We start from the raw sequence: 19,858 nt of genomic DNA, 5'->3' as shown, positions 1-19,858 counted from the left end.
GGCGGGGCACCTGGCAATTTTCGATGGAAAGGTAGTAATGAGCGATAGCGTTGAACTCTTCACCGATGGCGCCTGCAAAGGCAACCCCGGCCCGGGTGGCTGGGGGGCATTGCTGGTGTGCAAGGGCGTAGAGAAAGAACTCTGGGGCGGCGAAGCCAACACGACCAACAACCGTATGGAGTTGCTCGGCGCGATTCGCGGCCTGGAGGAGCTCAAGCGGCCTTGCGACGTGCTGCTGGTGACCGATTCGCAGTATGTGATGAAAGGCATCACCGAGTGGATGGTCAACTGGAAGAAGCGTGGCTGGAAGACGGCCGCCAAGGAACCGGTGAAGAACGCTGATCTGTGGCAACTGCTCGACGAGCAGGTCCAGCGCCACAACGTGAAGTGGCAATGGGTACGCGGTCATGTCGGCCATTACGGCAACGAGCGGGCCGATCAGTTGGCCAACCGTGGTGTGGACGAAGTGCGGGGGATCAAGCATGCGTAGTGTGGTACTCGATACCGAAACCACCGGTATGCCGGTGACCGACGGTCACCGGATCGTCGAGATCGGCTGCGTGGAACTGATGGGCCGGCGCCTGACCGGCCGGCATTTTCACGTTTACCTGCAACCCGACCGCGAAAGTGATGAGGGCGCCATTGCGGTGCACGGCATCACCAATGAGTTTCTGGTCGGCAAGCCGCGATTTGCCGAAGTGGCCGATGAATTCTTCGAGTTCATCAAGGGCGCGCAGTTGATTATCCATAACGCGGCGTTCGACATCGGTTTTATCAACAACGAGTTTGCCCTGCTCGGGCAGGCCGATCGCGCCGATATCACCCGGCATTGCACGGTGCTCGACACCTTGATGATGGCTAGGGAACGTCACCCCGGCCAGCGCAACAGCCTCGATGCCTTGTGCAAGCGCTACGGCGTTGACAACTCCGGCCGTGAATTGCACGGCGCCTTGCTTGACTCGGAAATTCTGGCTGACGTCTACCTGACCATGACTGGCGGCCAGACCAGCCTGTCACTGGCGGGCAATGCCTCCGACGGTAATGGTTCCGGTGATGGTTCGGGCAGCCAGGCCAGTGAAATCCGCCGACTGCCGGCCGACCGCCAGCCTGCACGGATTATCCGGGCCAGCGAGAGCGAATTGGCCGAGCATCTCGCCAGGCTGGAAGCCATCGGCAAATCGGCCGGTGCTCCGGCGCTCTGGACCCAGTTGGCCGAGGCCAAGGGATCACTGCACTGATTGGGCCTGTAACTCACATTTACTTTTGAGGACAGCCTTGAGCATGCCTGCCCATCCCGAAGCACCCCCTGGCGACGTCAGGGTCCAAGTGGCGGACGAAGGCTTTGCCGACTATATCGCTGCCAGTGACTTCAGTTTCGAGGTGTGCGGCTACTTGCAGCCGGAACTCGACAGGCCCTTTGAACAATGGGCCGTGCAGGCGGTAGCACCCTACCGCAAATGCTATGGCATCGATGCCCAGGAATTTCTCGGCTACCGCGGCCGTGCCGAGAGTGAAGTGCTGATGGCTTATCTGGGGGCACGTGCGGTCGGACATCTGGTAGTCAGCACCAACTGGAACGGTTTTGCCCATGTCGATGAGCTGGCGGTGGATGCGTCGGCGCGGCGCGCGGGGGTGGCCAGGGTCTTGCTGAACGTGGCCCAGTTCTGGGCGCGCAAAAAAAACCTGCAGGGCGTCATGCTCGAAACCCAAAGCAATAATCAGGCGGCCTGTCGGCTGTATCGCCAGTGCGGTTATGAAGTTGGCGGCATCGACCGCCTGCGTTATCGCGGGATTGATGCGCATAGCGGCGAGGTGGCGATCTTCTGGTATCTGCTGTTTATCGGCTAGGCCAGCATGCTTGTGGCTTTTTCGCTGACGATTTCCAGCAGGGCGGTCAGTGCTGCGCAAGGTGCCTGGTCCTTCAGGGTCAGGGCATGCAGGTTGACCATGATCGCCGGTGACAACGGGCAGCAATCGAGGCCAGCCTCGCGGGCACCAAAGGCGGTAAACGGGTCGACGATGGCCAGGCCTTCCCCGGCTTCGACCATGCTGCGCATCATCTGGTAGGTCTGGACTCGGGTTTGCACCTGTGGCGCCGGGCGCAGCGCCTGGAGCTTGGTGTCCAGCAACAGGCTGAGCGGGTCCTGGCCTTCGAGACCGATCAGGGGCTGGCCCGCCAGCTCGTTCAGGGCAATGTACTTCTGTTTCGGCTGCAGCCAGCCACGGGGCGCAAGCAGTTGCAGCTTGCCCTGGGCCAAGGGTGTGCTCGCGATCTGCGGATGCTCGGCCTCGTGCAGGCTCAGGCCCAACTGGTTCTCGTGCAGCAGCAGGCTCTTGACGATATCGCGGGTCGATTCACTGGCGAGTGTGCAGGGGGTCTCACGAAAGCGTCGGCGCAGGGCGGCGATGCTTTGGGGCAGCAGTTGCTGGGCGAGGGTCGGCGTGCAGGTGATCCGCAGAGGTGGGTCCAGGTGCTGGCGCAGGCTGCTGGCCAGGCGCCGGATCGGATCGAGTTCGCCGTACAGCCGGTTGATTTCAGCTTGCAGCGCCAGGCATTCGCGGGTCGGCTGGAGCCGTGCCCGAACGCTTGCAAACAGCATAAACCCGAGGGACTGCTCGGCATCGCGCAGGAAGCCGTCGAGGATCTCGGGCGGCAATTGCAGCAATTGCGCGGCGCTGTTGAGTTGGCCGGTCTGCAGGATGGCCTGGATTACCTCTATATCGCGTAAACGCATGCTTGAAGTCCGTGTCCGGCAGGGTGGGATCAACGCTGATCCTACCCCAACTCAGGCACCGTGACTGTGCTTATAACCCGAGGTTATTGAGCATCGTTGCCACTCTCGGGTTCACGGGTGATGGTGATGCCGGACTGCACCAGTTCGAACTGGTTGTCGTCGAGCTTATTGACGCGATCACCAATCGCCAGTTTGTAGCTGGTAACGGGCCCCTGGCCGGCCAGGCCTTCTTCGCTCGGCATTGATTCCTGGAACTCATGCACGGAGTAAATCCGTCCTTCGGCATCCCTTGCATGAAACTGCCCGACGAGAACTGCTGCCATTTTCTAGAACCTCTGGGGATAAACACTCGATTTGCGGTGCTGTAGACCGGGTTGGACGGAGGTAAGTTTTACCCAGCAAAAAAAATACCGCAGAAGGCGCCATGGGCGACGCGGGCGGTTTCCAGAAAAAACCGTTAAACACGGCACTGGCCAGGGACGAACTGTCTTCGGTCATCTATACCTATGACTTCCTTCAGTCAGATACCCGGGAGTTCCCATGAGCCATGTCTATACGGTCGCCGTCCTGGTCGGCAGCCTGAGAAAGGACTCGATCAACCGAAAGATCGCCCACGCCCTGAGTGAACTGGCACCGGCCAATCTCAAGCTGAAGATTGTCGAGATCGGCGACTTGCCGCTGTACAACGAAGATATCGATGTAACGCCTCCGGCCACCTACAGGGCCTTTCGCGAGCAGATTGGCGCGGCTGACGCGGTATTGTTCGTGACCCCCGAATACAACCGTTCGGTGCCCGGTGCCTTGAAGAACGCCATCGATGTGGGGTCGCGGCCGTATGGCAAAAGCGCCTGGGGTGGCAAGCCTGGGGCCGTGATCAGTGCCTCGCCCGGGGCCATCGGCGGGTTTGGTGCCAATCATCATCTGCGCCAATCCCTGGTGTTTCTCGATGTGCCCTGCATGCAGCAGCCGGAAGCCTATTTCGGTGGCGCGGGCAATGCCTTCGATGCGGCGGGGAAATTATCGGAGCAGAGTCGGCCGTTTCTACAGGGGTTTATCACGGCCTATGCCAAGTGGGTCGAGCAGAACGCCAAGCGCTGATGGCGGAGTCAGGCGGGCAGCCGGGGAACTGCGCCATTTAGGACGCGGCTCCCCGGGCACAGTCAACTGGCCTGAGGCATTTCCCCCAGGGCCAGGCGTCGGTTGATATCGGCCACCACGGCGGGCAACTCGACAAGGGTATCGATCAGGTAATGGGGGCGCGATCCGGCGAACAGCGCGTGGATCCGCGTGCGCTCGGTGGCCAGTGTTGCGGCATCCAGCGCCAGGTACGCGGCATGGTCCAGGCCCAGGGCATTGCCCGAGCAGACGAGGGCGACGGTCCACATCCCGGCGCGCCGGCCTTCGAGGATACCGGGTACGGTGTCGTCGACCTTCACGCATGCCGCCACATCATCAATCCCCAGGGCAATCACGTTGGCCAACGCTTGGGCCGGCCATGGGCGCCCATTGGGGACTTCGTCGGTGGCCACTACATGGTCGGCGACATAGCCATTACGGGCCGCCAGTTCGACCACCTTGGTCATGACCTGTGCCGGATAACCCGAGCAGGAGCCGATTTTCAGGCCCATGGCGCGCAGTTCGGCGATGGCGGGCAGGGCGCCGGGGATCAGCGCCGAGTGTGCGGCGATTTTCTCGATCTGCAACGGCATAAAGCGCTCATAGATCGCGGTGACGTCGGCGTCGCTGGGCAGGCGGCCAAACACTTCGCGGTAGCGCTCGCCGATCTGCGGCTGGTTGCACAGTGTGCGGATATGGTCCCATTTGCCCATGCCCATGGGGCCGCGGGCTTCTTCGATGGAGACCTGGATGCCGAATTCGCCAAAGGCTTCGACAAAAATCTGCGTGGGGGCGAAGGAGCCGAAGTCGACGACGGTGCCCGCCCAGTCAAGGATGGCGGCCTGGAGGGTATTGGGGTGGCTGTAGTTCATGGCAGTGTTCTCTTGGCAAAAGGGATAGGGCGCTTTAATCAGTGTTCCAGGACCGCCATGTCCCGGAGCACCTGGGCAATGGCGTTGACGGCGGCTTGCATCTGGTCCGGGCCGACATGGCCGATGCAGCCGACTCGAAAGGTTTCGACCTGGGTCAGCTTGCCCGGATAGAGGATGAAACCCTTGGCCTTGACTCGCTCGTAGAAGGCCTTGAACTGGTAGTTCGGGTGCTGTGGGGCGTGAAAGGTGACGATAATCGGCGCCTGGATCGCGGCCGGCAGAAAGCTGCGCAGGCCCAGGTTGGCCATTTCGCGGAGCAGGACCTGGCAGTTGTCCTGATAGCGGCGATAGCGGGCCGGCTGGCCGCCTTCTTCGTGATATTGCTGCAAGGCCTCGTGCAGTGCGGCTACCACATGGGTCGGCGGGGTAAAACGCCATTGTCCGGTACTGGCCATATAGTTGTGCTGGTCGTGCAGGTCGAGGGCAAGGGAGTGGGCGTTGCCTGGGGCGCTGGCCAGGGACTGTTTGGCGGCCAGCACAAAGCCCATCCCCGGGACGCCCTCCAGGCATTTGCCGGAAGCGGCGATCAGGGCGTCGAAGGGGATATATCGGGCATCAATGGCCAGGGCACCAAACGAGCTCATGGCATCGATCAGCAGGCGTTTGCCATGGCGCGCGACGGTGGTGGCGATCTCCGGCAGCGGGTTGAGAATCCCGGTGCTGGTTTCGCAGTGGATCAGTGCCACATGGCTGATGGTCGGGTCGGCCAGCAATAGCCGTTCAACATCGGCGGCGGTCGTGGGTTGGTCCTCGGCGGTTTCAAAGGTGCTGAAGTCGCGTCCCAGCACGGCGCAGATCTTCGCCAGCCGCTGGCCGTAGGCGCCATTTATCAGCACCAGGACCTTGCCGTCGCGAGGCACCAGTGTGCCGATCGCGGCCTCTACGGCAAAGGTCCCGCTGCCTTGCAGGGGAATGCAGTGATGGCTGTCCGCGCCATCAACCATGCCCAGCAGTTGCTCGCAGACACTGGCCGTCATCTGGTTGAAACGTTCGTCCCATGAGCCCCAGTCGGCCAGCATGGCCTGGCGGGTGCGTGCCGAGGTGGTCAGCGGGCCGGGAGTGAGCAGGATCGGGGCGGCGGTACTCATGTCAGGTGTCCTTGCAGGGGGCGGGTCTGGTTGAACGGGATACGCGACATAAATTGCAGTTTGCGGTTATATCAATCAAATTGTTTGTTGTGATGCCAGTGATAAGTGAGGCTTATGAATGAACCTGTTCCAACTTCGCGCCTTCGACGCGGTGGCCCGTGAAGGGAGTTTTACGCGCGCGGCGGCCCGGCTGTTTATCAGCCAGCCGGCCGTGACCGGGCATATCAAGGCGCTGGAGGAGCACTACCAGATCTCGTTGTTGCGACGTACGGCCCGACGTGTCGAATTGACCGAGGAAGGGTTGCGCCTGGCGGCGATTACCCGGGCGCTGTTCGGCCTGGTCGATGAGGCTGAAGCGCTGCTCGACGCCAATCGGCAACTGCTCAGTGGTCGGCTGGAGGTGGCGGCTGACGGACCGCACCTGGTGATGCCCATGCTGGCGCGTTTGCGTGAGCGCTACCCGGGCATCACCGTCAATCTGCGGCTGGGCAATGCCCAGGAAACCCTGGCGGCGTTGCTGTCCGAGCATGTCGACGTCGCCCTGTTGACCGAGGTCCAAGCGCGCCAAGGTTTGCACCTGCAGGGCATTGGCCAGTCGCGCATCTGTGCGCTGGTGCCATTGGGGCATCCCTGGGCCGCCCGCTCTGGCGATTTGCCTCTTGAGCAACTGGACCAGGTGATCATGGTGCTGCGCGAGCCAACGTCCACCACGCGCCGGACATTCGACGCCGCGTGCCGTGCGGCTGGGGTGAACCCGCGGGTGCTGCTCGAACTCGACAGCCGCGAGGCCGTTACCGAGGCCGTTGCAGCCGAACTGGGGATTGGCATCGTGTCCTCCCTGGAGGTCGGCCATGATCCGCGTGTCGTGGCCCTGCCGATCACGGGCCACGGCTTGGATAACCAGCACCTGCTGGGCTGCCTTGAGCGGCGGCGGGAGTTGCGCATGATCCGGGCCTTTTTCGAACTGGCCGCAGGCTGAGCTGGCGGTTCAGTCCAGAGGTGCCTGCAACCACCGGTACAGGGGCTCGAGCCCGGCGCCACGGTCTTCGAGGGCCTGGCCGCAGCGCGCGAATGCCTGGCGCTGGGCGTGGCTCCAATGTTGCTGGAAGTACTCGTGCAGCTCGATACAGCGGCCAGGGTAAAGCAGGTTCAGTTGTCCCGGCGTCAGGGCGTACTCCCTGGCCAATCGGCGCTGCTGCTCGCGGTTCAGGCGCAGGCGCCCCGTCGAATCGCTGCGGCCTTCGAGCAGGATGTTGGCGTATTCGAGCCGCTTCAGTTCCTCCAGCCCGGGCCTGGGCATGCGCACGATGTACCAGTCGAGTTCGGGTAGGCACCGCTCCTGGTCGTGCGGGTGTTCGAACAGGTAGATCTCGCCCGTGCACTCTGTTTCCGGCGACGTTGTTTCGGCCTGCGACTGGAGGTCCGGACTGGCTTGCGATAGACCTTGCTGCCGGCCCTGAAAAACGATGCTGTCTGCGCGCACCTGGATCAGATTTCCATTGCTGTGCAAGGTCATGCGTGCGCCGGCAGTGACGTCGAGTACCTGACCAGTGCTTAGGTTCAGCATGGACTCCGCTGGGTTCCAGGCCTGGCCGTCGAGTTCAATGTGGGGCGGCGGTGTGCCGGACGCGTCCGGCTGACCCGAGGGCGGTGGCTCATCCCGTGGGGCAAGACAGCCGCTGATCACGGGTTGCTCAAGGTCCGCGTCGATAAATTCGAGCAGCACCCGGGAGCCGGCCACGGGCGGCGCCTGCGTCGTGCCGCCGAGCCAGGGGACCCAGAGGCCGAGGGGTTGGGCATTGGGTAGATGGTGAGATTCGAGCACCACCTCAAGCCGTCCCGCAGAGTCGCAGGCTACGGCTTGCCCCTGAACGCCGGCGACCCGAGCCAGCAGATGACCAAAGGCTGCTGGGCGACCAGTGGTGAGCGCCGGCCTGAATGGGGTGGCTTGGGGGATGGCCTTGAAATCGTTGTAATAGCTCGCCTCGGGGCCAGCGGTGGAGGGATGATCGCTGTCGGCGTGATGCGTGATTTCAGTGAGTAGCCAATGCTTGTTGTAGGTTACCTGCGGATGGGCTTTGACCTCGAACGTCCGGCCACTGCGCAACAGCGCTTGATTGCTCGCACCCTCGAGCTGACGCCGCCGACAGCGCATGCGCTCCAACTGGCGACGGCCGCGCTGGTCGCCGCGTGCCTGTCCCGCCAGTTCCGGCTCAAGAGGTGTCTGGTTAGCGGCGCCATCGGTCAGGTTCACGGCGCAACGGCTGGCGGCCTCGCCCTGGCTGATGGCGGGAGACTCGAGGCTGACGTCCAGTGACTGGCACTCATTGAGGCGATGGATCTTCGGCTCCAGCGGGTTCGCTGATGGGCCGTTCTGATAAGGGAGTGGCGGTGCCAGCTCGACAAAGCTCTGCCCATCGTCGGCCAATACCAGCACGTGGCGTTGCGGGGTGTGTTCGAAGTGGTAATGGATGCCTTCTTCGGCACACAGGCGCTGGAACAGCTGCAGATCGGTTTCGCCGTACTGGATGCACAGCGGCCGCGGCGGATAGACGCCACGCGCCAGCTCGAAACGGTAGTCGCGCGCGAGGAGCCCATGCTCGTGCAACAACTGGTGCAGTATCGTGGGGACGTCGAGGTCGTGAAATGCCCGCAGGCGTGGCTGGCGTCCCAATGACAGCAGTCGCGGACCGAAGGTCAGGTGATAGTGGTACTGCTGAGCGTCCAGGTGACGCTCGGTCACGGTCTGGACGCTGCCATGCAGGCCCTCTCCAGCCGGGCCGAAGGCCAAAAAGGCGGGGCATTGCAGCAGGGTTTCCAGGGCGGGTGCAAGCTGCTCGCCGAGCAGGTCTACCGCGATGCTGAAGGGTTCGTTCAGGGCTTCGCGCGCACTGAAACCGGTAATGCGCAGGTTCACGGGGTGCTGGTCGAGGGTCAGGGTAAACAGTCGCTGCTGTGCCGGCATATCGTGCCCTCCGATGGCGGTTTTTTAGGTCGGGAGTCAGAGGTTACGTAAAGCCGTGAGGCCTGGGCACTGCAACGCGGATTTTGGGAGTTTGCCTACGAGGCGCGGGTTGGGATCGGGCAATTCCCAGAGTTTTTGGTCGATTGGTGACGGTCAGCCGTATAAACTGGCGCCCATGCGCCGGCCGAGAAGTGGCCCGGCGCCCCAGATCGAGAGAGCAAGCAATGGGCGCACAGTGGAAGGTTAAACACAAAGAGGCAGCAGCCAACGCCAAGGGCAAGATTTTCGGCAAGCTGTCCAAGGAAATCATGATCGCGGCGCGCTCGGGTGCCGATCCAGACATGAATTCACGCCTGCGCCTGGTTGTCGAGCAAGCGAAAAAGGCGTCGATGCCCCGTGAAACCTTGGAACGTGCCATCAAGAAAGGCGCGGGCCTGCTGGGTGAAACCGTTCAGTACCATCACGTCACCTATGAAGGCTTTGCCCCTCACCGGGTGCCGGTCATCGTCGAGTGCCTGACCGACAATATCAACCGTACCGTCGCGGAGATCCGCGTGCTGTTCCGCAAGGGGCAACTGGGTGAAAAGGGCTCGATCACCTGGGACTTCAACCACCTCGGGATGATCGAGGCCCAGCCGGATTCGGCCGACGTTGATCCGGAAGTGGCGGCGATCGAGGCCGGTGCCCAGGATTTCGAGCCGGGTGAAGACGGCACCACCCTGTTCCTGACCGACCCGGTGGATCTGGATGCCGTGCAAAAGGCCCTGCCCGAGTTCGGTTTTACCGTACTGTCGGCCAAGCTGGGGTACCAGGCCAAGACCCCGGTCAGCGGCTTGAGTGATGAGCAGATGGCTGAAGTCGAAGCGTTCCTTGAAGCGCTCGACAACCATGACGATGTGCAGGATATGTTCGTCGGCCTGGCGGGCTGATCCAGCTACCCGCTACTGTCGCAAGCGCCGGCCAGAGGGCAACCTCTGGCCGGCGCTTGTCGTTTAGGCGTGAGGGTTAGCGAACTGCTGAAGGATGTGCCCAAAGTCTGGGCGAGCGTGGATATCGGCTTGAACACAACGTTGCTGCAGGGCGTGCCAGGGTCTGAGTTCATCCGCTGAAGGCGCATTGTCCAGCCGCTCCAGCAGTTCTCCAAACAGGATGCCGAACGCCCTTACCTCGATTTTTTGCAGGGCGCGGCTGCGAGCGCTGTCATCCACAGGATGAAACGAGGCGGCACCAAAATCTCCCAGCAGGCAGTCACCTTGGCGGTTGACCAGAACATTGTGTGCATAGAAATCCCCGTGGCAGATGCCGCGTGCATGCAGATGGGCACCGGCGGATGCCAGAGCCGCAGCGATGTTCAAGGCGCTGGCGACGCTGAAGCGGCGGTGCGGGGCATAGCTGTCGCGTGTGCAGCTCGCCAGGCTCGGGGGCTCTGCAAGGTTACTGAACGCTTGGTCGATCAGCGCCATGACCAGGCCGTCGCTCTCCTCGGGGTGTCCCTTGAGACGACCCTGGATGCGGATCAGATTGGGGTGATGGCCTGCGGCAATGCTAGCCGCCATTTCATGTTGCGGCGAACCGTCGCTGGTGATTGCGCCTTTGTAGAGTTTGAGCGCAACCGGGAGTGGCGGTTGGTGCGAGCGGTGCCAATCGGCCTGGCGGATAACCCCGGAGGCACCTTCCCCCAACTGGTGGGTGACACGCAGCTGGCTCCAGTCGATGTCTGCCAGAGGCTCGTTGTCGAATGATGCCGTGGGCTGGGCGCAAGGATTACCGGCATATCCCAGCCACGCCAGGCTGGGAAGCTCAAACAGCCAGTCGGGCAGTTCGCTCAGGTGATTGCTGGCAATACGCAGCAGCTCAAGACGCTGGCAGCTCGCCAGGCTGGAGGGCAGGTTGCGCAGCCGATTTCCCGCGAGTAACAGTTTTTGCAGATCGCGGCACTCCCCCAGGGCCTCGGGCAAGGTTTCGATACGGTTATCGGTCAGGGTCAGCCAGCGCAGGTTGGGGGGCAAAGCGGCCGCTGGGATCTGCTCGATGCGGTTGGTCTTGAAGACCACCATGCTCAGTTGCTGACATTCGCCAAGGCTTGTCGGCAGCTCGGTAAACCGGTTGTTCGAGCAGAACAGCGCGCGAAGGTGCTTCAGGCGATGCAGGTCGGGGGGCAGTTCGCTCAGGGCATTATCGCTGAGATTGAGGATTTCCAGAGAATCTGCCAGTTGGAAGATTTCCCGGGGGAACTCGGCCAGTGCCTCGCTCAGGTCGAGACGCTTGAGGCCGGCGAGTTCACCGCTGCGGAGTTGGGCAAGTGTGTGCATGAATGTGCGTGACCTTGGAGGGCGGCCTAACGAGGCATGATAGCGATGCTGGTGGCAGGATGGCCGATGTTTGGGGATGAGTTGCGCGCGATCACTGCGGCCCAACTTCAAGCAGTTGTCCCAGGCGGCTACGGGTTCGGGCCAGATCGCTGGCATCGCCGAGCAGGCTGTCACGCAGCGGTTGCCGGCCGATCAGCGTCAGGTGCTTATCCTGATCGTAGAGTACGTCGATCAGATTGATAAACCGCTGCTGTACGGCGCTCGGCAGCGCTTCCAGGCTGGGCAGTTCGTCGATGATCCAGTGGTCGTAGCGTCGACTCAGTTCCAGGTAGTCCATCACGGCGGTGGGCTGCTCGCACAGATCGCTGAAATGGACGCTCAGTGTCCGTTCGTTCGCGTGGCGTATCTGCAAGTGGCGAGTGCCGACCAGCAAGGCCTCGGGCGCACTCTGGCGCTGGGGCAGTTGCAGGGCCTGGCGCTGGGCTGGTGAGCCCGGCCACAGGTAGCGACCGAGGGTAAAAACCTGCTGGGAATGCTGGCGCGCCAGGCTGCGATAGTCGTGGGGGCCGCCGACCTCCATGACCTGCATCCGCGTTTCGATCAGCTCGATAACCGGCTTGAAGCGCTGGTGGTGCAGGGGGTTGGGCAACAATCCGGCGGGCGGATAGTTGGACGTGACGACCAGCAGGATGTCGCGTTGGAACAAGGCCTTGAACAGCCGAGAGATCAGCATCGCATCGCCGATATCGTGCACATGGAACTCATCGAAGCAGAGCAGGCGGCAGTCCTGGAGCAGTTCGTCGAGGGTCGTCGCCAGGGCATCCGGCTGCTGGCGGTGGGCAAACATGCCTTGGTGCAATTGGGCGAAAAAGTCGTGGAAGTGCAGGCGGCGCTTTTCTTCCAGCGCGGCGGCCTGGAAAAAACCATCCAGCAGCCAGCTTTTGCCTCGGCCCACGGCTCCGTGCAGGTACAGGCCGGGTGCCCGCGAAGCGCGATGGCTTGTCGGTTGGACCAGTTCCCGGGCCTGGACGGCCATGTTTTCGATCACCCGCAACTGGCTATGGCTCAGGGTATATCCCTGTTGGCTGGCTTTATTGCGCAGGTGTTCGCGTACGCGATGGCCGGGGTCCTGCGCCGATGGCACTGGCGCCGGGCGTCTGCCCAGTAGGCGCGCCAGTGTTTGCCAGCGGCTGGGCGGGGAAGGGCGATCAGGTGGTGAAGCAGACAATGGCAGTTACCCCGTGCGCCCGAGGTCCCGTCGGGGTTGGTGGCGGCGCCTCAGCCGGGCGCCATCGGGCGCTAATTTAACCAATCGCCGATACGCCTTCAATATGTCGAGAGCCAGTGCGTACTGGCGGCTCAGCGCAAGCGGTTGACGGTGGCGGCAATGCTGCTCAGCACATCCTTGGCCAACTGCCTGGAGCGCTTGGCGGACCAGCCGGTTAACGGGTCAGGTGCATCGTTATGATCCTTGAAGGGCATTTCCAGGGTCAGTGAAAGACAGTCGAAGCGCTGGCCGACGCTATTGCAGGCCAGGGTCATATTGGCCTGGCCCGGCAGGTCGCGTGTATAGCCGTGGAGCGTCTGGAAGTCGCGGGTCTGGTGGCACAGGTGCTCGCGGAACCCGGCTTCCAGTGCCGCGATCCGCGACGTGTAGCCCGGGTTGCCTTCGCACCCTGCGGTAAATACGTAGGGGATTTCTTCATCGCCGTGGATGTCGAGAAAGAGGTCTACACCGTACTTGTCCATTTGTTCCTGCGCAAACAGGACCTCCGGGCTGTGCTCACGACTGGGGTTTTGCCAGGCTCGATTGAGGTCCTGGCCCAGGGCATTGGTGCGCAAATGACCGTGGAAGGCGCCATCCGGGTTCATATTGGGGATCAGGTACAGGTCAGCGCTGGCCAGCAGTTCAGCCAACTGCGGGTCATCGACCTGCTGCAGGCGCTCGATCACGCCTTCCATAAACCATTCGGCCATATGCTCGCCGGGGTGTTGCTGGGCAATGATCCAGATCTTGCGTTGGCTGCTCGCGCCTTGGCCTCGACGTAGCAACGGGATCTCGCGCCCTTCGGCGCTAAGCCCCGTGGCCAGTAGCTCGCAGCCGGCATGGTCCAAGGCTTGCTCGATCAGCCAGTCATGGCGCTGGCGGCTGTAGGGTTCGAAGTAGGCAAACCAGGCATGGTCGTGCTGGGCGTCGAGGCTGAAGCTCAGCGTCTGGCCGTCAAAGTGACTGGGTAGGCGAAACCAATCGACTTGGTTGTAGGAGGCGACCGCCTGGTAACCACTCCAGGCCAGGGGATAGGAAGACTGGGCAGCGTTACTCAGGTTGAAGACATGACGCTGCCCGTGTTGCAGGCCCTCGGCCTTGAAATGAAACCACTGGAAATGTGCGCTGCGGGTGTCCGGCTTGATTGCCAGCAGGACATTGCACGGATCGCGACTATCGAGCATGGCAATATTGGCACTGTCGAAATCGCTGCGAATAATCAGGGGAGAGCTGGGAGTATTCATGGGGTGAGGCCTGCACAGTCACGGTATGCGGGCTACTGTACACCGGCTGGGCGGCGAATCCTGGAGGGAGTTTGCAGGAGGGGGCGTCTTCCTTGACGCGGAGCCAGCTTAGTGGCCATGCGATTGATTCTCAAGTGCTAAAGTCCAAAGCCTCGACCTGTAGGGCGTGCTTGGTCTTCCGTGCTGCAACATTCTTTTGCTATCATCCGCGCCATCGAAAGAAACAGTCTTCATTAGCCTGAAGCCAAGCCAGAAAAACTGGCAAAAAAAGAACCCGGCAAAAAGCCGGGTCAAATAACCGTGATTAGCCTGATGAGGAGATAATCGAGAGTCCGACCTAAGGTCTCCAGATTATCCGCCAGTCTTGCGACCAGCTGCGTTCAATAATAATCATTATCATTTGCAAGTCAAATGAATTTCCACGCTTTCTGAAATTTTTTTACCTCCCCCCTTTCTCCGACACTTTCAAGCAACTGAGCCGACTGGCTGATAGGTGCTTGCTGGCGCATGAGGCAATGTTCAGGCGTTGCTGCGGTGTGTTCAGCTCGGCCCAGGCCCAAGTAGCCGTGCGCGTGTCATGGAGCGCTCCATCAGGGAACGTGCCAGTTCCAGCATATGGACTACCGAGAACGCGAGATCGCGCTTGGCTCCCTGCAAGTCGACAGCTGACTCGTAGGCAATGGCTGAAGCGCAGCGCATCAGATCAGCGGCGTGAATCAGCGCTTCTTCTTCGCCGATACTCTCGTTGACCTTGAACAGTTGTTCCTTCACTTCCTGCTCTGAAACGCCCGGTTTCAAATAGTAATCCAGTGCACGCTGTGCCGCAGCGCAGTTCTTGAGGGAGGAGTAAGGCGCTTCCTCGTTCTCTTCGGGAGCGTCCTTGAGTAGAAAAACCATGGCTCTCGTTCCTTTATGACGATTTGTGCAAAAAGTCTGCTTGATCTTAGTACGTATCGTATTCATTTCTTTGTTTTAAATACTACAATATGTGTGTTGAGAGCTGGAGGACGGTCCGTATTGTTCCGCCGATGGATAAATGGATCGCCTTGGTCAAAGCCAAGATGGCTGAGTTGAAGCTCACCCAAGAAAAGCTCGCAGAACGTATCGATAAATCTCAGGGCGCTGTTGGTCACTGGCTGAACAAGCGCCGCACGCCTGAGCTGAAGATCATGAATGCGATTCTCGAAGCCCTGGAACTCGGCCACTTGGAGGTGGTGCTGAGTGTTCGTGAACGAGGTCCTGGCGCAAGGGAAATCGACGCGGCCAACGATGAGGGCCTGGCAGTGGCTTTGCGCCAGAAACTCTCGTTTCGTTATCCGATCAGCGATTGGGCCCAGGCCGGTGAGATTTGTGAGCCGGGGCAGGTGACCTATCCGCCGGGCCGTTTCGAGGCCACCGATTATCGGGCTCAGGGGCAGGCGTTCTGGTTGCAGGTCACGGGCGATGCGATGACCGCACCGATGGGTATCAGTGTGCCCGAAGGGATGATGGTGTTGGTCGACCCGGATTTGCCGGTCGAGCCCGGGGTCATGGTGGTTGCGCGGTGGCCGGGCAGTTGCGAGGCGATGTTCAGGCAATTGATCGAGGAGGGCGGCCAACGTTACTTGAAGCCGCTGAACCCGACTTACCCCAAAGTGCTGTACAGCGACGAGTGCCGAATTGTCGGTGTGGTGGTTCAGGCCACCATCAAATTTATCTGAGCATCATGCGTCCAAGGCCCCCTAGCCGGGGAGCAGGTCAAAAAAGGAGAGCCGGGGCTCTCCTTTTTTGGGGCTTACTCCAGCTCGACCAGGGCACTGCCTTCGCTCACCATTTCACCCTCCAGGCAGTAGAGTGCCTTGATCACGCCAGCGTGGGGCGCCCGGATGCTGTGCTCCATCTTCATCGCTTCGAGCACGACCAACTGGGTGCCCGCTTCGACGCTTTGCCCGACTTCGACCAGGACCCGGACGATGCTGCCGTTCATCGGTGCGCCAAGACCACCCTGCTGGCCGTGGCTGGCGTCGACCGCCGCAATGGGGTCGTAGGCCTCGATCTTGTGCAGTTCACCCCTCCAGTGCAGATAGAGGCCGTTGGGCCGAGACAGGGCCAGGTGTTGGCGCCGCATGCCGGCGTCTTCACAGGTCAAGCGTTCGTCCTGCCAGTGGTGGCGGGCCAACGTCGAGGCTTGCAGGCGTAAGGCCCGATGCTCGCTACCGCAGTTGAGGTGCAGGGTGGTCTCGGCGGGCAGCCCCAGGCGCAGGCCGGTGCCGATGGCCCACGGCGAGCCTGGGTCATCCTGGCGTTGGCGGGCTGGTTGGCTCTGGATAAACGCGCAGCCTGCGGCTTGCCAGAAGTCGTCCGGCAAGGCTTGCTGTGCGGGTAAAAGTTGCTCCTGATAGCGTGGGATAAAGCCGGTATCGAGTTCGGCCCGGGCGAAGGCCGGATGGGCGACGATACGGCGCAGGAAGCCCAGGTTGGTCTTCACGCCGCCGACCGCGAATTCATCGAGCATACTGAGCAGGCGCAGGCGCGCTTGCTCGCGGTTTTCGCCCCAGGCAATCAGCTTGCCCAGCATCGGGTCGTAGAAGGGCGAGACGACATCGCCTTCGGCCACGCCGCTGTCGACGCGCCTTCCGGGGCCAGCGGCCGACTCGCGGTAGACCTCCAGGCGACCGGTGGCGGGCAGGAAGTCATTGCCCGGATCTTCGGCATATAGCCGCACTTCCATGGCATGACCCAGCAAGGGGACCTGTTCCTGCGTGAGCGGCAGGGGTTCGCCCTGCGCCACACGAATCTGCCAGGCCACCAGGTCCAGCCCGGTGATCGCCTCGGTCACCGGGTGCTCGACTTGCAGGCGGGTGTTCATTTCCATAAAGAAGAACTGGCCCCGGGCGTCGAGTAGAAACTCCACGGTACCGGCCCCCACATAGCCAATGGCCTGGGCTGCGCGTACGGCAGCCTCGCCCATGGCTTGGCGCAGCTCGACGCCAAGGCCGGGGGCGGGCGCCTCTTCGACGACTTTCTGGTGGCGGCGTTGAATCGAACAGTCGCGTTCGTTGAGGTACAGGCAGTGCCCGTGCTGGTCGGCGAACACCTGGATTTCCACATGCCGGGGCTTGAGCAGGTATTTCTCCACCAGCATGCGCGAGTCGCCGAACGACGATTGCGCCTCGCGCTGGGCAGAGGCCAGGGCTTCGGCCAGTTGACTGTCGTCCTCCACCACTTTCATGCCCTTGCCGCCACCGCCGGCGGTGGCCTTGAGCAATACCGGGTAGCCAATCTGCTGGGCGGCGGTACGGAAGGTTTCCAGATCCTGGGCGTCGCCGTGATAGCCGGGAACCAGCGGCACGCCGGCGGTCTCCATCAGCGCCTTGGCCGCCGATTTGCTGCCCATGGCATCGATGGCGCTGGCAGGTGGCCCGAGGAAGATCAGACCGGCGGCTTCGATGGCGCGGGCGAACGCGGCGTTTTCCGAGAGAAAGCCGTAGCCGGGATGGATCGCCTGGGCGCCACTGGTTCGGGCGGCGGCAATCAGCTTGTCGATTTGCAGATAGCTCTCGGCGGCCTTGCTGCCGCCCAGGTCGACGCGAACATCAGCCTCGCGGCAATGGCGTGCGTCACGGTCGACGGCACTGTGGACGGCGACCGTGGTCAGGCCGAGGGCCTTGGCGGTGCGCATGACGCGACAGGCGATTTCGCCGCGGTTGGCGACCATCAGGGTAGTGATTTCGGGGGCGCTCATCAGCGGGACTCCTGAGTGTCGGACGCAACCTGCCACTGGGGCGGACGTTTTTCCAGAAAGGCGCGCAGGCCTTCCTGGCCCTCGGGGCTGACCCGAAGGCGGGCGATGGCCTGTTCGCAATAACCGCGCAACGCGGGGGTCAAGGCGCCATTGCCGACTTCACGTAGCAGTGTCTTGCTGGCGCGCAAGGCCTGGGGGCTATTGAGCAACAGGTTGTCGATCCATGCGCTGACATGGGTGTCGAGTTCGCTGCCCGGGTAGCTTTCGGCCAGCAGTCCGAGTTCGCGGGCGCGCTCGCCGCTGAAGCGTTCGGCCGTCAGGGCATAGCGACGCGTGGCGCGTTCGCCGATGGCCTGGACCACAAAGGGGCTGATCACGGCGGGGGCCAGGCCAATACGTACTTCCGAGAGGCAGAACTGCGCCTCGTCGCTGCCGATGGCCATGTCACAGCAACTGATCAGGCCCAGGGCGCCGCCAAAGGCCGCGCCCTGAACTACGGCCAGGGTCGGGACTGGCAGTTCCGCGAGGCGGTACATCAGCTCGGCCAGTTGATGGGCATCGTCCAGGTTACTTTGCAGGTCCAGTTCGGCCGATTGCTGCATCCAGGCCAGGTCGGCGCCGGCACTGAAATGCTTGCCGCGCGCACGCAGCAGGACAAAACGCAGGTCCGGATCGGCCTGGAGCTGCTGCAGCGCCGCAATCAGTTCGCCAATCATCTGGGCATTGAAGGCGTTGTTCTTGTCTTCGCGGCTTAGCCACAGGGTGGTGAAGCCGCGGGGGTCGCGTTGCAACTCAAGGGTGGTAAAAGCACTCATGGGGCAGGGCTCCGGTAACAGGGGGGCGCGACGCGCGATCACATGCGGAACACGCCAAAGCGGCTCGGCTCGATGGGCGCGTTCATGGCGGCGGACAGGGCCAGGGCGAGCACGTCGCGGGTCTGTGCCGGATCGATCACACCGTCGTCCCACAAGCGTGCGCTGGAGTAGTAGGGGTGCCCCTGATGCTCGTACTGGTCGAGGATCGGCTGCTTGATCTCGGCTTCCTCGGCGCTGCCAAAGGGCTGGCCGGTGCGTTCACTCTGCTCGCGCTTGACCTGGACCAGCACCCCGGCGGCCTGTTCGGCGCCCATCACGCCGATTCGGGCGTTGGGCCACATCCACAGGAACCGCGGGTCGTAGGCCCGGCCGCACATGCCGTAGTTACCGGCGCCGAAACTGCCGCCGATGATGACCGTGAATTTCGGCACCCGGGCACAGGCCACCGCGGTGACGAGCTTGGCGCCGTGCTTGGCAATGCCGCCGGCCTCGTACTTCTGGCCGACCATGAAACCGGTGATGTTTTGCAGGAACAGCAAGGGAATGTCGCGCTGGCAGGCAAGCTCGATAAAATGCGCGCCTTTTTGCGCGGCCTCGGCGAACAAAATGCCGTTGTTCGCCAGAATCGCAATCGGGTAACCGTGCAGATGGGCGAAGCCACAGACCAGGGTGGTGCCGAACAACGCCTTGAACTCATCGAATTGCGAGTCATCGACCAGGCGCGCGATGACTTCGCGTACATCGAAGGGGCGCTTGGCATCGCTCGGGATCACGCCATACAACTCGTCAGTGGCGTAGCGCGGGGCGAGGTTGGGGCGTACCTGCAACTGGCCCTGCTTGCGCCAGTTGAGGTTGGCCACGCTGCGTCGGGCAAGGGCGAGGGCGTGTTCATCGTTTTCGGCGTAATGGTCGGCTACGCCGGAGACCTTGCAGTGGACATCGGCCCCGCCCAGGTCCTCGGCGCTGACCACCTCGCCCGTGGCGGCTTTTACCAGGGGCGGGCCAGCGAGGAAGATGGTTGCCTGCTGGCGGACCATGATCGCTTCGTCGGCCATCGCCGGCACATACGCACCACCGGCAGTGCAGGAGCCCATGACCACGGCGATCTGCGGGATGCCGCGTGCGCTCATGTTGGCCTGGTTGAAGAAGATCCGCCCGAAGTGCTCGCGGTCCGGGAACACTTCGTCCTGGCGTGGCAGGTTGGCGCCCCCGGAGTCCACCAGGTAAATGCAGGGCAGGCGATTCTGCTCGGCGATCGTCTGGGCGCGCAGGTGTTTTTTAACCGTGAGCGGGTAATAGGAACCACCTTTGACCGTGGCGTCGTTGGCCACGATCATGCATTCCACGCCTTCGACCCGGCCGATCCCGGCAATGACCCCGGCGGCGGGCACGTCTTCGCCATACACTCCATGGGCCGCCAGCTGGCTGAGTTCAAGAAAGGCCGAGCCCGGATCGAGCAGCCGATTGATGCGCTCGCGCGGCAGCAGTTTGCCCCGCGAAGTGTGCCGCTCCTGGGCCTTGCTGCCGCCGCCCTGGCTGATGGTCGCCAGCAGGGTGCGCAAGGCCTCGACCTGCTCGAGCATCGCCGCACTGTTGTCGGCGAACTCCGCTGAACGCGTATTGATTTGTGAATGCAGAATCATGGCTTACTCCGTAAGCA

19 protein-coding genes are annotated in these 19,858 nt (G+C 62.3%); 7 read left to right on the top strand and 12 right to left on the bottom strand.

The window, feature by feature from the left end; all coding sequences use genetic code 11:
• The first annotated feature begins 37 nt into the window (after positions 1-37).
• Genes rnhA through NPS46_RS16405 form a run of 3 tightly spaced genes read left to right on the top strand, consistent with a single transcriptional unit; the run spans position 38 to position 1,848 of the window.
• On the top strand, positions 38-490 hold the full coding sequence (rnhA, locus tag NPS46_RS16415) for a ribonuclease HI (RefSeq protein WP_274108901.1): 453 nt from the start codon (positions 38-40) through the stop codon (positions 488-490).
• Positions 483-1,238: a DNA polymerase III subunit epsilon gene (gene dnaQ, locus NPS46_RS16410; protein WP_274108899.1), complete on the top strand. Its 756-nt coding sequence runs from the start codon at positions 483-485 to the stop codon at positions 1,236-1,238. The genes rnhA and dnaQ overlap by 8 nt, the downstream gene beginning before the upstream one ends.
• Before the next feature lie 43 nt (positions 1,239-1,281).
• On the top strand, positions 1,282-1,848 hold the full coding sequence (locus NPS46_RS16405; RefSeq protein ID WP_274108897.1) for a GNAT family N-acetyltransferase: 567 nt from the start codon (positions 1,282-1,284) through the stop codon (positions 1,846-1,848).
• Here NPS46_RS16405 and NPS46_RS16400 read toward each other — a convergent pair.
• Together NPS46_RS16400 and NPS46_RS16395 are read right to left on the bottom strand one after the other, a co-directional pair.
• Positions 1,845-2,735: a LysR substrate-binding domain-containing protein gene (locus NPS46_RS16400; protein WP_274108895.1), complete on the bottom strand. Its 891-nt coding sequence runs from the start codon at positions 2,733-2,735 to the stop codon at positions 1,845-1,847. The genes NPS46_RS16405 and NPS46_RS16400 overlap by 4 nt on opposite strands.
• Before the next feature lie 83 nt (positions 2,736-2,818).
• Positions 2,819-3,058, bottom strand: coding sequence for a hypothetical protein (locus NPS46_RS16395; RefSeq protein WP_274108893.1), 240 nt, complete (start codon positions 3,056-3,058; stop codon positions 2,819-2,821).
• Between the two features lie 217 nt (positions 3,059-3,275).
• On the opposite strand from NPS46_RS16395, the gene NPS46_RS16390 reads away from it, so the two are divergent.
• Positions 3,276-3,833, top strand: a complete 558-nt coding sequence (locus NPS46_RS16390) for an NADPH-dependent FMN reductase (protein WP_274108891.1) — start codon at positions 3,276-3,278, stop codon at positions 3,831-3,833.
• A 62-nt stretch (positions 3,834-3,895) separates the two neighbouring features.
• Here the strand turns inward: NPS46_RS16390 and phnX are convergent, their stop codons facing one another.
• Complete coding sequence (gene phnX, locus NPS46_RS16385) at positions 3,896-4,723, bottom strand: phosphonoacetaldehyde hydrolase (RefSeq protein ID WP_274108889.1); 828 nt, start codon at positions 4,721-4,723, stop codon at positions 3,896-3,898.
• Between the two features lie 38 nt (positions 4,724-4,761).
• On the bottom strand, positions 4,762-5,871 hold the full coding sequence (locus NPS46_RS16380) for a 2-aminoethylphosphonate--pyruvate transaminase (protein WP_274108887.1): 1,110 nt from the start codon (positions 5,869-5,871) through the stop codon (positions 4,762-4,764).
• Between the two features lie 118 nt (positions 5,872-5,989).
• Between NPS46_RS16380 and NPS46_RS16375 the strand changes: the two genes are divergently transcribed.
• Positions 5,990-6,850: a LysR substrate-binding domain-containing protein gene (locus tag NPS46_RS16375; protein ID WP_274108885.1), complete on the top strand. Its 861-nt coding sequence runs from the start codon at positions 5,990-5,992 to the stop codon at positions 6,848-6,850.
• A gap of 9 nt (positions 6,851-6,859) precedes the next feature.
• Here NPS46_RS16375 and NPS46_RS16370 read toward each other — a convergent pair whose 3' ends face one another.
• Positions 6,860-8,836: a type VI secretion system Vgr family protein gene (locus tag NPS46_RS16370; protein WP_274108883.1), complete on the bottom strand. Its 1,977-nt coding sequence runs from the start codon at positions 8,834-8,836 to the stop codon at positions 6,860-6,862.
• A 224-nt stretch (positions 8,837-9,060) separates the two neighbouring features.
• On the opposite strand from NPS46_RS16370, the gene NPS46_RS16365 reads away from it, so the two are divergent.
• Complete coding sequence (locus NPS46_RS16365) at positions 9,061-9,765, top strand: YebC/PmpR family DNA-binding transcriptional regulator (protein WP_274108881.1); 705 nt, start codon at positions 9,061-9,063, stop codon at positions 9,763-9,765.
• A gap of 63 nt (positions 9,766-9,828) precedes the next feature.
• Here NPS46_RS16365 and NPS46_RS16360 read toward each other — a convergent pair whose 3' ends face one another.
• From NPS46_RS16360 to NPS46_RS16345, 4 genes are all read right to left on the bottom strand, one after another.
• Entirely contained in the window at positions 9,829-11,148 is a 1,320-nt protein-coding gene (locus tag NPS46_RS16360; RefSeq protein ID WP_274108879.1) for a leucine-rich repeat-containing protein kinase family protein, read from the bottom strand.
• Between the two features lie 91 nt (positions 11,149-11,239).
• Positions 11,240-12,376 (bottom strand): cell division protein ZapE, encoded by a 1,137-nt coding sequence (gene zapE, locus NPS46_RS16355; protein WP_274108877.1) that lies wholly within the window; start codon positions 12,374-12,376, stop codon positions 11,240-11,242.
• Between the two features lie 131 nt (positions 12,377-12,507).
• A complete protein-coding gene (locus tag NPS46_RS16350) occupies positions 12,508-13,659 on the bottom strand; it encodes a M14 family metallopeptidase (RefSeq protein ID WP_274108875.1) in 1,152 nt (383 codons plus the stop codon).
• Positions 13,660-14,199: 540 nt separating this feature from the next.
• Positions 14,200-14,556: a DUF6124 family protein gene (locus NPS46_RS16345; protein ID WP_274108873.1), complete on the bottom strand. Its 357-nt coding sequence runs from the start codon at positions 14,554-14,556 to the stop codon at positions 14,200-14,202.
• A gap of 131 nt (positions 14,557-14,687) precedes the next feature.
• On the opposite strand from NPS46_RS16345, the gene NPS46_RS16340 reads away from it, so the two are divergent.
• Positions 14,688-15,359: a LexA family transcriptional regulator gene (locus NPS46_RS16340; protein WP_274108871.1), complete on the top strand. Its 672-nt coding sequence runs from the start codon at positions 14,688-14,690 to the stop codon at positions 15,357-15,359.
• A gap of 74 nt (positions 15,360-15,433) precedes the next feature.
• Here the strand turns inward: NPS46_RS16340 and NPS46_RS16335 are convergent, their stop codons facing one another.
• Genes NPS46_RS16335 through NPS46_RS16325 form a run of 3 tightly spaced genes read right to left on the bottom strand, consistent with a single transcriptional unit; the run spans position 15,434 to position 19,841 of the window.
• The gene (locus NPS46_RS16335; RefSeq protein WP_274108869.1) at positions 15,434-17,383 is read right to left on the bottom strand and encodes an acetyl/propionyl/methylcrotonyl-CoA carboxylase subunit alpha; all 1,950 of its coding nucleotides are present in this window, start codon (positions 17,381-17,383) and stop codon (positions 15,434-15,436) included.
• Positions 17,383-18,198, bottom strand: coding sequence for a gamma-carboxygeranoyl-CoA hydratase (locus NPS46_RS16330; protein WP_274108867.1), 816 nt, complete (start codon positions 18,196-18,198; stop codon positions 17,383-17,385). The genes NPS46_RS16335 and NPS46_RS16330 overlap by 1 nt, the downstream gene beginning before the upstream one ends.
• A 38-nt stretch (positions 18,199-18,236) precedes the next feature.
• Positions 18,237-19,841, bottom strand: coding sequence for a carboxyl transferase domain-containing protein (locus tag NPS46_RS16325; protein WP_274108864.1), 1,605 nt, complete (start codon positions 19,839-19,841; stop codon positions 18,237-18,239).
• Positions 19,842-19,858 lie beyond the last annotated feature (17 nt).

Origin of the sequence: Pseudomonas putida, assembly GCF_028682395.1 — a bacterium.
GTDB lineage: Bacteria > Pseudomonadota > Gammaproteobacteria > Pseudomonadales > Pseudomonadaceae > Aquipseudomonas > Aquipseudomonas putida_AB.
Note: the sequence above shows the minus strand (reverse complement) of the source record. Positions and strands in the feature narration are given on the sequence as shown.

What these genes read in the sequence shown, in the direction of transcription:
- NPS46_RS16335 (WP_274108869.1), bottom strand. Translation starts at nt 17,383, where the DNA reads ATGAGCGCCCCCGAAATCACTACCCTGATGGTCGCCAACCGCGGCGAA.
- NPS46_RS16325 (WP_274108864.1), bottom strand. Translation starts at nt 19,841, where the DNA reads ATGATTCTGCATTCACAAATCAATACGCGTTCAGCGGAGTTCGCCGAC.
- NPS46_RS16375 (WP_274108885.1), top strand. Translation starts at nt 5,990, where the DNA reads ATGAACCTGTTCCAACTTCGCGCCTTCGACGCGGTGGCCCGTGAAGGG.
- NPS46_RS16345 (WP_274108873.1), bottom strand. Translation starts at nt 14,556, where the DNA reads ATGGTTTTTCTACTCAAGGACGCTCCCGAAGAGAACGAGGAAGCGCCT.
- NPS46_RS16390 (WP_274108891.1), top strand. Translation starts at nt 3,276, where the DNA reads ATGAGCCATGTCTATACGGTCGCCGTCCTGGTCGGCAGCCTGAGAAAG.
- NPS46_RS16330 (WP_274108867.1), bottom strand. Translation starts at nt 18,198, where the DNA reads ATGAGTGCTTTTACCACCCTTGAGTTGCAACGCGACCCCCGCGGCTTC.
- NPS46_RS16380 (WP_274108887.1), bottom strand. Translation starts at nt 5,871, where the DNA reads ATGAGTACCGCCGCCCCGATCCTGCTCACTCCCGGCCCGCTGACCACC.
- rnhA (WP_274108901.1), top strand. Translation starts at nt 38, where the DNA reads ATGAGCGATAGCGTTGAACTCTTCACCGATGGCGCCTGCAAAGGCAAC.
- NPS46_RS16405 (WP_274108897.1), top strand. Translation starts at nt 1,282, where the DNA reads ATGCCTGCCCATCCCGAAGCACCCCCTGGCGACGTCAGGGTCCAAGTG.
- dnaQ (WP_274108899.1), top strand. Translation starts at nt 483, where the DNA reads ATGCGTAGTGTGGTACTCGATACCGAAACCACCGGTATGCCGGTGACC.
- NPS46_RS16360 (WP_274108879.1), bottom strand. Translation starts at nt 11,148, where the DNA reads ATGCACACACTTGCCCAACTCCGCAGCGGTGAACTCGCCGGCCTCAAG.
- NPS46_RS16365 (WP_274108881.1), top strand. Translation starts at nt 9,061, where the DNA reads ATGGGCGCACAGTGGAAGGTTAAACACAAAGAGGCAGCAGCCAACGCC.
- phnX (WP_274108889.1), bottom strand. Translation starts at nt 4,723, where the DNA reads ATGAACTACAGCCACCCCAATACCCTCCAGGCCGCCATCCTTGACTGG.
- NPS46_RS16370 (WP_274108883.1), bottom strand. Translation starts at nt 8,836, where the DNA reads ATGCCGGCACAGCAGCGACTGTTTACCCTGACCCTCGACCAGCACCCC.
- NPS46_RS16395 (WP_274108893.1), bottom strand. Translation starts at nt 3,058, where the DNA reads ATGGCAGCAGTTCTCGTCGGGCAGTTTCATGCAAGGGATGCCGAAGGA.
- NPS46_RS16340 (WP_274108871.1), top strand. Translation starts at nt 14,688, where the DNA reads ATGGATAAATGGATCGCCTTGGTCAAAGCCAAGATGGCTGAGTTGAAG.
- NPS46_RS16400 (WP_274108895.1), bottom strand. Translation starts at nt 2,735, where the DNA reads ATGCGTTTACGCGATATAGAGGTAATCCAGGCCATCCTGCAGACCGGC.
- NPS46_RS16350 (WP_274108875.1), bottom strand. Translation starts at nt 13,659, where the DNA reads ATGAATACTCCCAGCTCTCCCCTGATTATTCGCAGCGATTTCGACAGT.